11 protein-coding genes are annotated in these 13,616 nt (G+C 74.5%); 7 read left to right on the forward strand and 4 right to left on the reverse strand.

All coding sequences use genetic code 11. The features are described from left to right. Positions 1-42: 42 nt before the first annotated feature. Together ACGF0J_RS09510 and purB are read right to left on the reverse strand one after the other, a co-directional pair. On the reverse strand, positions 43-876 hold the full coding sequence (locus ACGF0J_RS09510) for a GNAT family N-acetyltransferase (protein ID WP_393143763.1): 834 nt from the start codon (positions 874-876) through the stop codon (positions 43-45). A gap of 62 nt (positions 877-938) precedes the next feature. Further along, positions 939-2,369: an adenylosuccinate lyase gene (gene purB / locus ACGF0J_RS09515; RefSeq protein WP_393143765.1), complete on the reverse strand. Its 1,431-nt coding sequence runs from the start codon at positions 2,367-2,369 to the stop codon at positions 939-941. 184 nt (positions 2,370-2,553) lie between these two features. Here purB and ACGF0J_RS09520 point away from each other — a divergent pair, with 184 nt between their 5' ends. Then, the gene (locus tag ACGF0J_RS09520) at positions 2,554-3,264 is read left to right on the forward strand and encodes a 2-phosphosulfolactate phosphatase (RefSeq protein WP_393143768.1); all 711 of its coding nucleotides are present in this window, start codon (positions 2,554-2,556) and stop codon (positions 3,262-3,264) included. A gap of 38 nt (positions 3,265-3,302) precedes the next feature. Here ACGF0J_RS09520 and ACGF0J_RS09525 read toward each other — a convergent pair whose 3' ends face one another. Then, entirely contained in the window at positions 3,303-4,313 is a 1,011-nt protein-coding gene (locus tag ACGF0J_RS09525) for a DUF5937 family protein (protein WP_393143770.1), read from the reverse strand. A gap of 37 nt (positions 4,314-4,350) precedes the next feature. Here ACGF0J_RS09525 and ACGF0J_RS09530 point away from each other — a divergent pair, with 37 nt between their 5' ends. From ACGF0J_RS09530 to ACGF0J_RS09545, 4 genes are all read left to right on the forward strand, one after another. After that, complete coding sequence (locus ACGF0J_RS09530; RefSeq protein ID WP_393143772.1) at positions 4,351-5,652, forward strand: MFS transporter; 1,302 nt, start codon at positions 4,351-4,353, stop codon at positions 5,650-5,652. 108 nt (positions 5,653-5,760) lie between these two features. Further along, positions 5,761-6,168, forward strand: a complete 408-nt coding sequence (locus ACGF0J_RS09535) for a hypothetical protein (RefSeq protein ID WP_393143774.1) — start codon at positions 5,761-5,763, stop codon at positions 6,166-6,168. A 548-nt stretch (positions 6,169-6,716) separates the two neighbouring features. Continuing rightward, positions 6,717-8,048, forward strand: coding sequence for an MFS transporter (locus ACGF0J_RS09540; RefSeq protein WP_393143776.1), 1,332 nt, complete (start codon positions 6,717-6,719; stop codon positions 8,046-8,048). Beyond that, entirely contained in the window at positions 8,045-8,839 is a 795-nt protein-coding gene (locus ACGF0J_RS09545) for a PIG-L deacetylase family protein (RefSeq protein ID WP_393143778.1), read from the forward strand. The genes ACGF0J_RS09540 and ACGF0J_RS09545 overlap by 4 nt, the downstream gene beginning before the upstream one ends. Before the next feature lie 19 nt (positions 8,840-8,858). Here the strand turns inward: ACGF0J_RS09545 and ACGF0J_RS09550 are convergent, their stop codons facing one another. Further along, a complete protein-coding gene (locus ACGF0J_RS09550) occupies positions 8,859-11,798 on the reverse strand; it encodes a BTAD domain-containing putative transcriptional regulator (protein ID WP_393143780.1) in 2,940 nt (979 codons plus the stop codon). A gap of 150 nt (positions 11,799-11,948) precedes the next feature. Between ACGF0J_RS09550 and ACGF0J_RS09555 the strand changes: the two genes are divergently transcribed. Next, a complete protein-coding gene (locus ACGF0J_RS09555; protein ID WP_393143782.1) occupies positions 11,949-12,995 on the forward strand; it encodes a class I SAM-dependent methyltransferase in 1,047 nt (348 codons plus the stop codon). Positions 12,996-13,175: 180 nt separating this feature from the next. Then, a complete protein-coding gene (locus tag ACGF0J_RS09560; RefSeq protein ID WP_393143784.1) occupies positions 13,176-13,538 on the forward strand; it encodes a nuclear transport factor 2 family protein in 363 nt (120 codons plus the stop codon). The last annotated feature ends 78 nt before the right edge of the window (positions 13,539-13,616 follow it).

Consider the following 13,616-nt stretch of genomic DNA (forward strand, 5'->3'; position numbering starts at 1 on the left):
CCCCCGACCGGCGGTGGCGGGCCGCCGTCACCGCGCCCCCTGTCACCGCGCCGCACCGGCGACGTGCGCCGCCAGCACGCGGCGGCGCCGGTAGCCGAGCCGTTCGTACACCTTGACCGCGGCCGGGTTGTCGTCGTCCACCATGAGCGCCGCCCGGCCGTGGTCCGCGACCAGCTCGTGTGACACCCACCGGCACACCCGCTCGGCCAGTCCCCGGCCGCGCAGCGGCGCGGCCGTCGCGACGCCCGCCAGGAACCCCACCGACGGCGCGCTCCACGCGTCGGCCGCCACCGCGGCGAGCCGGCCGTCCAGGCGCAGTCCCGCCCACCGCCGCACGCCGGGCCCGCCCGGCACCGCGTAGGAGGTGGGCGCGTGTCCGGCCAGCAGGGTCCGGACCTCCTCGTCGGCCCGTGGCCCCAGCCACCCGACCGTGTCTTCCATGCCGTCCGTCGCAGAGCCTGCTTCCCGGCCGCCCATCACGGTGTCAACCGGGCCGTCCTGGGAGCCGCCCGCCGGGCCGTCCTGGGAGCCGCCCGCCGGGCCGCCGGCGGGCAGGCTCATCCAGGAGAAGCCGCCCGACACCTCCAGGCCGTCGATCTTCGCCGTCACCTCGGCCAGCAGCGCCACCTCGCCGAACGGCCGGAACGACGGCCCGACCTCGCCGAGCGCATGCCGTACCAGCTCCACCGCGCAGGACGTGCCGCCCCACACCGCGAGCCGGTCCCGGCGCGAGATGTCGCGGGCGGCGGTCACCACCGCGTCGCCGAGCGCCCACGCCCGCGCGCCGTCGCGCAGCGCCTGAGCCCCCCACACGGGCAGGTCGTCGTCCCCGCAGGCGGCCCGCACCTCGTCCGGCGTCCGCAGTTCACGCAGCACGAACGGTCACCGGCCCGGCCACCCGTACCCCTCCGCTACGGGCCGCGGGCCGCCGGGCGTTCTCACAGGATGGCGCCCGGCCGGTAGGCGGCCGCCTCCGGATGAGCCGCCACCACCTCGCCGACCTGCCGCGACACCGCGCGCACCTGGTCGGCCGCCGCCCCGGTGAACGACACCCGGTCGGCCAGCAACGCCTCCAGCTCCGCCCGGTCCAGCGGGAACCGCTCGTCAGCCGCCAGCCGGCCGAGCAGCTCGTTGGCCGCGCCCTGCGAGCGCATCGCCAGCGCCGACGCCACCGCGTGCTCCTTGATCAGCTCGTGCGCCTGTTCGCGGCCCACGCCCGCCCGCACGGCCGCCATGAGCATCTTCGTCGTCGCCAGGAACGGCAGGTAGCGCCCCAGCTCGGTCTCGATGACCGCGGGGAAGGCGCCGAACTCGTCCAGCACCGTCAGCATCGTCTCGACCAGGCCGTCGAAGGCGAAGAACGCGTCCGGCAACGCCACCCGGCGTACCACCGAGCACGACACGTCGCCCTCGTTCCACTGGTCGCCGGCCAGCTCGCCCACCATCGAGGCGTAGCCGCGCAGCACGACGGTCAGGCCGTTGACCCGTTCGCAGGAGCGGGTGTTCATCTTGTGCGGCATGGCCGACGAGCCGACCTGCCCTTCCTTGAAGCCTTCGGTCACCAGCTCGTGGCCGGCCATCAGCCGGATCGTCTTGGCCAGCGACGACGGCGCGGCCGCGAGCTGCACCAGCGCCGAGACCACCTCGAAGTCGAGCGAGCGCGGGTAGACCTGGCCCACGCTCGTCAGCCGCCGTTCGAACCCCAGGTGCGCCGCGACCCGGCCCTCCAGCTCGGCGAGCTTCGCCTGGTCGCCGCCGAGCAGGTCGAGCATGTCCTGCGCGGTGCCGACGGGGCCCTTGATGCCGCGCAGCGGGTAGCGGGCGATCAGCTCCTCCAGCCGCCGGTAGGCGACCAGCAGCTCGTCGGCCGCCGTCGCGAACCGCTTGCCCAGCGTGGTGGCCTGCGCCGCCACGTTGTGCGAACGGCCCGCGACCACGGTCGCCTCGTGCTCCTCGGCCAGCGCGGCGAGGCGGGCCAGCAGCGCCACGACCCGGTCGCGGACCAGCAGCAGGCTGTCGCGCACCTGCAACTGTTCGACGTTCTCGGTCAGGTCGCGCGAGGTCATGCCCTTGTGCACCTGCTCGTGCCCGGCCAGCGCGTTGAACTCCTCGATGCGCGCCTTCACGTCGTGGCGGGTGACCCGCTCGCGCGCCGCGATGGACTCCAGATCGACCTGCTCGACGACCTTCTCGTAGTCGGCCGGCGCCTCCTCGGGCACCGCCACGCCCAGTTCGGCCTGCGCCCGCAGCACGGCCAGCCACAGGCGCCGCTCGGCGATCACCTTGTACTCCGGCGACCACAGGCGGGCCAGCTCGGGCGAGGCGTAACGGGCGGCCAGAACATCGGGGATACGCGGCTTGGATGTCACGTCGGACAAGTCTATGCACCCGTACTCGTTGATCTTGCAGGAGCCTGTGCCGACCATCCGCCTTTACATTGTAGATCATTACGCTCCCAGCCCGTGCTGCCGTCTCCTCGACGCCATCGCCGCACTCCTCTCCCGTTGACCAGAAAACTGGCGAAAACCCCCCTCGGATCGGGTATGTGCGATCATGACCGGAATGGACGCCCGCTTCCTTGGTATCGCCGATCTGACCGAAACCCCGCCCGTGGCGGTCGTGGTCGACGTCATGCGTGCTTTCACCGTGGCCGCCTGGGCCTTCGCGCAGGGCGCGGAGAAGATCGTTCTCGCCGGGTCGCTGGACGAGGCCCTGGCGCTCAAGGCTCGCCACCCGGGCTGGCTGGCGCTCAAGGACGGTCCGCCCGCGCCCGGCTTCGACGCGGTCAACTCACCGGCCCTGCTGCGGTCCGTCGACCTCGGTGGGCGGACCGTCGTGCAGAAGACCACGGCGGGCACGGTCGGCGCCCTTGCGGTCAAGGAGGCACCGCTGGCGCTGTGCGCCGGCTTCGTGGTGGCGGGAGCGACGGCTCAGCTGCTGCGGACACACGGAAGTGACAGGGTCGCGTTCGTGGTCACCGGCGAGGACGGGCAGGCCGACGAGGATCTGGCCTGCGCCCAGTACATCGCCCGCAGGGTCACCGAGACCGGGGTGGACGCCGCCGAGTTCCTCCGCCGCGCCGCCGGGTCGCGCGCCGCCGCCGAACTGGCGGAAGGGGTGCGTCAAGGAGTCCATCCCGATGACGTCGCCCTCTGTCTGGAGGTCGACCGGTTTCCCTTCGCCATGGTGGCGGGCCTGGAAGGCTCGCTCATGGTCCTGCGTCCGCTCGCCATGCCCTCGCCGACCGGCGGGGACCCGGCCTGAACGCCGCCGAGGCCTCGTTCGGAGGAGGCGGCGGCCGGTCACCGGGTGTCTTCGGAGTCCGCCGCGGCGCCGCCCGCGATGAGGGCGTCGCCGAGCTCCGAACGCAGATACAGGACCGAGCGGCCATGGCGGGCGCTGGTGAGCAGGCCGGCGTCACGCAGAGCCCGCAGGTGCTGGTTGACGGCCGAGGTGGTCACGCCGAGGCGACCGGCGAGCTCCGTCGACGACGCCGGCGTCTCCAGCGCGGTGAGCAGGCCGGCGCGCGTCGCGCCGAGCAGTCCGGTGAGCGCCACGGGTGACCGGCGGGCCTCCGCCTGCCAGAGCGTTCCGGCGCCGCGCGTGCCGTACATGATCAGAGGTGGCTCCTCCGGCGAGATCGGGGCGGTCACCCCCCTGCTGAAGAGCGTCGGCACCAGGGTGAGCCCTTCTCCGCCGGTGGAGCGGCGGTAGCCGGCGTTGCTGACCAGGCGAACGTGCACGACGCCCCCCTCCAGGCGGACGCGCTCGTTGAGATCGGCGAACATCGCCGCCAGACCGTGCGCGGAGATGACCTGCCCGCGGTAGATGATGTCGGCCTGCAGGACCGTACGCATCCGCGGCCACCACGGCGCGAAACAGGTGCGCCAGTACGTCCGCAGCGCCTCCGTGATGCGCGCGCGGACCGTTGCCGGGTCCCCCCGCAGCGGTGCGGGCAGCCGCCCGGGATGCAGGGCGCGCAGGTCGTCGAGCATGCGGTCCAGGGGCACGCGCGCGACGGCGGCGAGTTCGTCGTCGATGCGGGTGAGGGGAGCATGCGGCCGGGGTGTCAGATAGTCGGGCGACCACAGCGAGTCGTTCGTGAGGGCGCGCAGCAGCGGCAGGTCGAGCCCGGATCGAACGTGCTCCGTGCGCCGCAACCAGGGCAGGTGCACGGGAAAGCGTCCCGGGTCGCGGAACGTGCGCAGCGACAGGGTGAGCTCGTTGATCGGTGAGGCGGCGAAGCGCACGTCGGCGACGTCCATCCCGGCGAGCTCGTACGCGATGAGCCCGCCGCTCCCTACAGCGACCATGTAGCCATACGCTACATCATTGGTTTCCGTCCCCCCGATGCGGGACAAACGTGGCGTGATCAGCACCTTCTTCCCCGAGGACCGCGTCGGCCGCTCGCTGACCCTCAGCACGATGGCGTTCGCACTGTCCAGCGGCGTCTTCTACACCGTCAGCACGCTGTACTTCACGCTCGTCATCGGCCTCGGTGCGACGACGGTGGGCCTCGGGCTGGGCATCGCGGGCGGCGCCGGCGTGCCGGCCTCCTACGCGTCGGGGTGGCTCGCCGACCGGGTCGGCGCGCATCGCGTCCAGACGGTGGCGACGGCCCTCAACGGCCTGGCGATGCTCGCCTACCCACTCGTATCGGACGCCGTCGCGTTCACCCTGGTCGCCTGCCTGGCCGCGCTGATGCGCTCGGCGGGCGGCACGTCGAAGCAGGCGATGCTGGCACGGTGGTACACCGGCCCGGAACGAGTGGTGGTCCGGGCACAACTGCGCGTGGTCACGAACGTGTTCATCGGCCTGGGCACCCTGGCCGCCGCCGCGGCCCTCCTGACGGGCACCGCCGCGGCGTACCAGACCGCGATGATCGCCTCCGGAGTCCTGCTGCTGGCGGCCGCTGTGCCGCTGGCACGGCTGCGATCCCGGGTGCCGGAACTCGCTGCCCGGATGACCGCCCCGGCCGAGAACCGGGCGGCCGGCGCCCCCGCCGAAGGACCGTCACCGCTCAAGGACCGCACCTATCTGGCGAGCGTGGCGTGCAACGCCGTCGTGGCCATGCAGTTCGGCCTGCTGACCGTCGGCGTCCCACTCTGGGTCGCCTCCACCGGCGCCCCCACCGCCATCGTGTCCGTGCTGCTCGTCCTCAACACCGTGGTCGTGGCCGTACTCCAGGTGCGTGTCTCGCGTGGCGTCCACGACGTGCGCCGCGCCGGGATCGCCGTCCGGCGCGCGTCGTGGCTGCTCGCACTCGCATGCGGGCTGTACGCGCTGGCGGGGTACGGAAACGTGATCACCGCCTGCGTCCTGCTGCTCCTGGCCGGCCTCGCCCACGCCTTCGGCGAGATCCTGGGCGAGGCGGGCGGCTGGACCATGGCCTTCGAACTGGCCGACCAGCGCAGCGCGGGCGCCTACCAGGGCCTCAGCCAGACCGGCTACGCGATCGCCGCCATGACCTCACCGGTGCTCGTCACCGCCACCGCCATCGCGCACGGAACCGTGGGCTGGGCCGCGCTGGCCGCACTGTTCCTCGCCGGCGGCACCGGCGCGGCGGCAGTCGCGCGGGTGAGCCGGCGTGAGGAATCGTTGATCTCGACTCCGTCGGACTCGCGTTCCGGTAAAGGGATACGGACCACCTGAGTACGTCCAACGTCGTCATCAGGGACGCCGCTGCTCCCCCAGCCGTACCCTCAAGTCCCTCCCCAGGCATGACGACCAGGGCAGGCCCACCACGACACGCTGTCGGGCATGAACGTGAACACCAGCCGCCAGACGAGTTTCGCCGGCTGGGTCGGCGATCGTGGCCGTGCCCTCGAAACCCTGGACTTCCAGCTCCCCGTGGACGACCTCGAACCGCTGCGCGACATCGTCGGCGACGCGCGCGTCGTGGCGCTTGGCGAGAGCTCCCACCACATCCGGGAGTTCTACCGGGTACGCCACCGCATCCTGCGGTTCCTGGTCGAACGGTGCGGTTCGAGGTGTACGCCTTGGAAGCCCCGTTCACCCAGGGCCAGATCCTGGACGGCTGGGTCCGCGGCGGCCCCGGCACCGTGGAGCAGGTCGCAGCAGACGGTATCGCCCTGTCACTGGGACGATGCCGGGAAATGCATGAGGTGCTCCACCCTGGTGAGCAGGACCTGCTCACCAGCGCGCTGAGCCGGCTGATGGGGCACCTGCGGCGCCTGGCACTCGTCCAGCGCGCCCAAGGGTACGACGCGCCGCTCCCGCCGCCCGCCGAGCGCAGCATCGAGGCGGCGTTTCCCACCGATCGGCTCTGGACGCTCGCCGACCTGCGCTCGGCCCGTCCGCACATTAACGACGCGGCTCCTTCCAGCACTCGCGCATGGCCGACTATTTCCTGGACATGCCGGTGTTCGAGGCGTTCGACGCCATCGCGCACGTGTCGCGGACCACCGGCACCGATCACGTGGTGGAACGCGCCGAGAATTGAGGTCAGGCGCGCAACTTCCCGTCGAGGTCGCCTGCCCTGTCGCGCAGGTAGCGCTGCTCGGGCAGGCTCGTGGTCAGCCGGGCCGCCAGCCGGTAGTTCGCCCTCGCCGCCTCATGCCCGCCGGCCGGCTCCTGCAGGTCGGCGCGGACGGCGTGCAGTCGGTGGTGTCGGGCCGGCCGCGCGACAGCGCCGTGAGAGCCCCGTGCCAGGCGGTGCCCCGACGATCGGAGCGTGCGGGGACGTGGAGGACGAGATGCGCGCTGACAGGATCGGCACGGCGGTGCGGGAGCGCACCGCCCCCGCCACCGCGCCGGGCCAGGAGCGGCCAGGGCGGGGTGAGTGGGTGCCCGTGGCGGCGCTCGCGCTCGGGACGTTCGCGATCGGGACCGACATGTTCGTCGTCGCCGGGATTCTCCGCGGGATCTCGGCCGGCCTGGGCGTCACGGCCGGCGCCGCCGGGCTGGTGGTGACGGTGTTCGCGCTGGTGTACGCCGTCGGCGCGGTGGTGCTCGGCGCGCTGCTCGGGTCGTGGCCGGCGCGGCGGCTGCTGGTCTGGTCGGCCGCGCTGTTCGCGACGGCGGCCGCGCTGGCGGCCGCCGCGCCGGGGTTGCCGGCGCTGCTGGCGGCCCGGACGCTGGGCGCGGTCGCCGCGGCGGTGTACGTGCCGGCGGCCGGCGCGGCCGCCGTCGCCACCGTGCCGGCGAACCGGCGCGGGCGGGCGCTGGGCGTCATCCTGGCCGGCACGTCGGCCGCCATGGTGGTGGGCGCTCCGCTGGGGGTGCTGATGGCGTCCGCGCTGTCGTGGCGGGCCGCGTTCGCGCTGGTCGCCGCGCTGGCGGCGGCCACCGTCGCCGGTCTGCTGCGCACCCGCGCCGGGGCCGGGCCGCTCGGGCGCGCGACGGTGCGTGAGCGGCTGCGCCCGCTGCGCTCCCCCGCCGTCGCCGGAGCGCTCGGCGTGACGATCCTGGTGATGGCCGCCTCGTTCGGCATGTACACCTACCTGCCGCTGCTGCTGCCGGCCGCGGCCGGACCGGCCGGGCTGGGCCTGTTCATCGGGGCGTTCGGAGCGGGGGGCCTGCTGGGCGCCTGGTGGGGCGGCACCGCGGCCGACCGGGCGGGCCACCAGGCGGGCCACCGGGCGGGCGGCCGGACGGGCGGCCGGACCGGGACCTGGTCCGGCGGCGTCGTTCCGGCGCTGGGCCTGCTGGGCGCCGTCTTCGCGGCGCTGCCGCACCTGGCGGCGACGGTGGCCGGGGCGTTCGTGGTCATGGCCGGGTGGGGTGTCGCGGCCTGGGCGTTCGTGCCCGCGCAGCAGCACCGGCTGCTGGCGCTGGCCGCCGGGCCGGGACCGTTGCCGCTGGCCTTGAACAGCTCCGCGATCCAGCTCGGGGCGGCGGCCGGCGCGCTGTCCGGCGGCTTCGTGGTCGACGCCGCCGGAGCGGGCCGGTTGTGGCCGTTCGCCGTGGCGTGCTGCGGCGCCGCCCTGGCGGGGCACGCGATCCTCGCCCGACGACACGACCCGCGACACAGCGCTCGACACAGCGCTCGACACAGCGCTCGACACGGCAGGGGGGCTGGGGCATGACCGGGCCGATGTCCGACGTCGCCGCGCTGGGCACCGTCCTGGGCGTCTGGGCGCACCCGGACGACGAGGCGTACCTGTCCGGCGGGCTGATGGCGCTGGCCCGCGACGCCGGGTCGCGGGTGGTGTGCGTGACCGCGACCCGCGGCGAGCTGGGCACCCCGCGCCCCGAGGAGTGGCCGCCGGAACGGCTGGCCGCGGCGCGCGCCCGCGAGCTGGCGCGCTGCCTGGAGATCCTCGGGGTGGGCGAGCACCACTGGCTCGGCCACCGGGACGGCCGGTGCGCGGACGTCCCGGCGGCCGGCGCGGTCGCACGGCTGTGCGAGGTCGTCGAACAGGTCCGCCCGGACACCGTGCTCACCTTCGGCCCGGACGGCATCACCGGCCACCCGGACCACCAGGCGGTCTCGGCCTGGACGACCGCCGCTTTCGAGCGGGCCGCCCGGCCTGGGGCACGGCTGCTGTACGCGACGTTCGCCGAGCGGCGGGCGGCCCGCTGGGACACGCTCAACGCGAGCCTCGGCATCTTCCCCCCGGGCTATCCGGTCACCACCCCCGCCCATCGGCTGGCGGTCGACCTCGTGCTGGACGCGCCGACCGCGGGGCGCAAGGTGCGCGCGCTGGCGGCGCAGCAGACCCAGACGGCCGAGCTCATCGCCGCCCTGGGTCTGGACCTGTTCACCGCGTGGGTTCGCGACGAGGCGTTCACCGAACGGGCATGCGTACCGGGCGAGGAACCCCCCGTGCTTCCGGGCCGATCAGCCGGGTCCTCACCGGGGTCGAACCAGTGGTGAGGTCAAGCCGGCCCGCCCGTCACCGGCGGGCGAGGTTCCGCTCGATCGCGCGCCTGGCGAGGTCGAGGACGGCGGCCCGGCCGGGTACGGGCGCCACCGGGGCTTCGGGGGACGGGGCGGCGCCGTGCGACGGGGCCACGGCCGGAGCGTCGGGCGCCTGCCCTGCCGCCGCGTCGATCAGGGCGGCCGGCTCGTCGTCGCCGAGCCGGCGCAGCAGACCGGCGAGGTTGCGCAGGGTCACCCACAGGTGGGTCCAGTTTCCGTTGCGGGCGAAGTAGTCGATGACGTCGCGATAGCCGCCCAGCGCCTCGGGCACCCGCCCGGCGCGGGCCCGCACGGTGAGCAGCCCCACGGTCGCGACGCCGACGAGGAAACTGGCACCGGAGGCGCGCGCCAGCTCGATGGCGCGGACGTAGTGCCGCTCCGCCGGTTCGCTGCGACCCTCCGCGTTGTCGATCTCCCCTGCGACGTACGCGCCCCACGACAGCATCGTGGGCGACACCGCGGCGGCCAGCCCCCGCTCGTTCAGCGCGCGCGCCGTGTCCAGGTCGCCCGCGTACGCCGTCGCCAGGGCGGCGATCCCGAGGTTCTCCCGCCGCGGCCCGGCCACCTCGGCCGCGGCGAGGGAATGCTCGACCACGTCGCCGTACGCGCCGCGGGCCAGGTCGGCCACCGACAGCACCGACAGGCAGTGCCACGAGCCGGCGCCGGCAGCCCTGGCCAGCCCGGCGCGGGCGAGCCGGTCGGCCCGGCGGTAGTCGCCGCGGTGGTAGGCGGCCTCCGCCGCGGTGCCGAGCACGGCCGGGGCGCTGGGGTGGGTGGCCAGCGCCGGGTCGCCGGCCAGTTCCTCCGCCCAGTCACGCAGCTCGACGAGGTCGCGGTAGGCGACCGCGTCGTACAGCGCGACGACCATCGCCGCGGCGGTGTCCGGCTCCGGCCGGCCGCGGGCCAGCCGCCACGCGGCCCGCAGGTTCGGCAGTTCGCGGCGCAGGACGGCGTCGGCGTCCGGCTCCCGTTCGGTGGTCATGGTCTCGGCGAGCCACGAGGTCAGCTCTGCGGCCCAGCGCAGCATGCGCCCGGCCGCGGCCTCGGCCTCGCCGGCCGCGGCCAGCCGGTCCAGTCCGAACGCCCGCAGCGTCTCCAGCATGCGGTACCGGGTGCCGCCCTCGAACCGGGCGTCGATCATGGAGGTGTCGACGAGGCGGGCCAGCGCGCTGCCGGGATCGCCGGGCACGCCCAGGTCGGCGGCCAGCCGTTCGGCGGTGTCGAGGGCGACGCCGTCGGCGAACACCGACAGTTGCCGGAACAGCCGCCGTTCGTCCTCCGTGAGCAGCCGGTAGGACCACTCGATGGTCGCGCGCAGCGTCCGATGCCGCGTGTCGGCGCTGGGCGCGCCGCCGCCGAGCAGGTCGAGCGAGCGGTCGAGGCGGTCGCGCAGGTCCGTCAGCGAGAACGTGGACAGCCGGCCGGCGGCCAGCTCGATGGCCAGCGGCATCCCGTCGAGCCGGTGCACGATGTCGGCGACCGCGCGCAGGTCGGCCGGCGTCGGCGGCGGGCCGGAGCGTACCCGGCGGGCCCGGTCGAGGAAGAGCGCGACGGACGGGACCCCCGACGGGTCCTCGCCGGAGTGCGGCAGCGCCAGCGGGGTCAGCCGTGAGACGTGTTCGGCTGCCAGGCCGAGCGGTTCGCGGCTGGTGGCCAGCACGCGCACGCGGGGACAGCAGGACAGGAGCGCTCCGGCCAGGTCTCGGACGCCGTCGAGCAGGTGCTCGCAGTTGTCGATCACGAGCAGGCCGGGCTGGTCGCCCAGCAGGGCGACGCAGGCGGACAGCACGTCACCCTGGACGACCCGGAGGTTCAGGGCCGCGGCCAGCGCGTGGGCGATGGCGGCGGGGTCGGTGACCGGGGCCAGCATCAGCACCGGGGCGGAGCCGCTCTGCCGCGCCACCTCCAGGGCGACCCGGGTCTTGCCGACGCCGCCGGGGCCGACGAGGGTGACCAGGCGTTCGGCGGCCAGCACCTGGTGCAGGGCGGCGACCTGCGGCGCGCGGCCGATCAGCGGGGTGGCCGGGTCGACGGGCGCCCTCACCCCGGCGAACACGCCGAGCCCGGGATGCGTCGCGGTGGCGGCGGGCTGCGCGGCAGCGGGGGGCGCGGCGGAGTGGCCGGCGGAGGGCGGTGCGGCGGAGGGCGGGGTGCGCTGGGTGCCCCGGGCGATCTCGCGTTCGAGGTCCCCCAGCGCCGGCGACGGGTCGAGGCCGGTCTCCTCTGCCAGCCGGCGCCGGTGCGCGCGGGCAACGCGCAGCGCCTCGGGCGCCTGCCCGGTGGCCGCCAGCACCCGCATGAGCAGGAGCACCGCCGGCTCCCGCAACGGGTCGGCGGCCCACGACGCGGCGGCGCAGTCCAGGACCCGGTCGGCCTGTCCCGCGCCGGCGGCGGCCGAGATCATCGCGTCGGTGACCTCGCGGTGCAGCCGCGCGTACTCCTCGATCGCGGCGGCGATCGGCTCGACGTCGGCGAGGTCGGCGAGCACCGGCCCCCGCCACAGTTCGTACGCCTCCCTCAGCAGGGCGAACGCGCCGGCCGGGTCCTGGGGCGCGGCCGTGCGCGCCGAGGCCAGGGACGCGCGCACGCGCGCCACGTCGAGCCCGTCGCCGTCCAGGTCGAGCCGGTAGCCGTCGTGCCGTCGCGCCAGCCGTCCGGCCGCCGGGCCGAGATGCCCCCGCAGCCGGGACACGTGGTTGTGCAGGGCCTGCCGCCCCGACTCCGGCACCTCCGACGGCCACAGCGCGTCCACGAGCCGGTCCACCGTGACGACGCGGTCCTCGGCGAGGGCGAGCAGCGCGAGCACGGCACGCCGCTTGGGACCTGGTACGTCCACCGGTGTGCCGTCGACGAGCAGCCGCAGCGGTCCGAGCACCTCGACCCGGACCGGCGGCGGCTGACGGCCGGCCGCCATGCCGCCTCCCCCTCTCCAGCATGCCTGTGACCAGGAGGGACATGTCCTGTTAGGACGACGATAACCCCGTGCGAGAGCCGTGACAGACGGCGCGTGGAGCCTTTCAGAGGGGACCGGCACGAGCCGGCCCCGGGGGAAGGGGAGACGACGATGGACCACGACAAGGTGAACCAGTTCCTGGAGCGGTTCGTGACCGACCTGGCGGCGACCGACGCGGCCGGCTCCGTCGTGATCGGCCACCGGCTCGGCCTGTACCGCGCGCTGGCCGAGGGACCGGCGACGCCCGCGGAGTTCGCCGAGCGCACCGGCTGCCACCAGCGCTACCTCACCGAGTGGCTGCGCGGCCAGGCCGCCGGCGGGTACGTCGACTACGATCCGCCGACCGGCCGGTTCTCGCTGACCGAGGAGCAGGCGTTCTGCCTGGCGGACCCGGCCGGGCCGAACGTGCCCGCGGCGTTCCTCATCGACCTGGGTATGCTGCGGGCCGAGCCGCGCATCACCGAGGCGTTCCGCACCGGGGAAGGGGTCGGCTGGCACGAGCACGACGAGGACGTCTTCGTCGGCTGTGACGCCTTCTTCCGGCCCGGGTACGCCGCAGCGCTGGTGCCGAACTGGATCCCCGCCATGGAGGGGGTGGAGGACAAGCTCGTCGCCGGGGGGCGGGTCGCCGACGTCGGCTGCGGTCTCGGCTCGTCGTCGCTGCTCCTGGCCGAGGCCTTCCCGCGCACCGCGGTCGCCGGCTTCGACTACCACGCCGAGTCGGTGGCGCTGGCCCGCAAGAAGGCAGCCGAGAGCGGGCTCGCCGACCGGGTCACCTTCGAGGTGGCCACCGCGCAGACCTTCACCGGCACGGGCTACGACCTGGTGACGATGTTCGACTGCCTGCACGACATGGGAGACCCGCTCGGCGCGGCCCAGCAGGTGCGGCAGGCGCTGGCGCCGGACGGCACGTGGCTGCTGGTGGAGCCGTTCGCCGCCGACCGGGTCGAGGAGAACTTCACGCCCGTGGGACGGCTGTACTACAGCGCCTCCACATTCCTGTGCGTCCCGAACAGCCTGTCCCAGCGGGGCGGGTACACGCTGGGGGCACAGGCCGGCGAGGCCGCGATCCGCGAGGTGACCGCCGAAGCGGGCTTCTCCCGGTTCCGGCGGGCCGCGCAGACGCCGTTCAACCTCGTCTACGAGGTCCGGCCGTGAGGCGGTGGGCAACGCCGCGAAAACCCCTTCCCGGCGTGTGCGTGGTGCGGCCGTGGATCGGGAAGCCTTCTGACCCGGCACCCGCTCTGCGACGATCGGAGCCCTTGGATCGGACTGCACAGATCAGCCGAGCGTGAACGTACTGGCGCGGACACGGCGCCGGCTGGGAGGGTGGGCCTCATGATGGAGGACTTGCGGGACGCCGAGCGCCGGCTCCAGGCCGCGCAGCTCGCTGGAGATGTCGAGGCGCTGGATCGGCTGCTGGATGATCGGCTGATCTTCACCTTCGGTGCGAATGTTGCCACCAAGGCGGACGATCTGGAGCTGCACCGCACTCGGGCGCAGGTGGTGACGAAGGTGGCCGAGGAGGAGTTGAAGGTGCTCACCGATGGGCGCACCGGGGTGACGTGGTTTCTCGGCACCCTCGAAGGGACCATCTCCGGTGCGCCGTTCGCGGCCAGGATGCGCTACACCCGCACCTGGCTGTACGACGAGACGCACGGCTGGCGGATCATCGCCGTGCACGCCGGCACGGCTGATTGACATAGCCGACACGTCGTCCGGCGACCGGCCGGCCGGACGGTCGCCGGCGAGGTTTGCCCGCCCCCACAGGGGGCGGGC

It is taken from the genome of Nonomuraea sp. NPDC047897 (genome assembly GCF_043204415.1).
Classification (GTDB): domain Bacteria; phylum Actinomycetota; class Actinomycetes; order Streptosporangiales; family Streptosporangiaceae; genus Nonomuraea.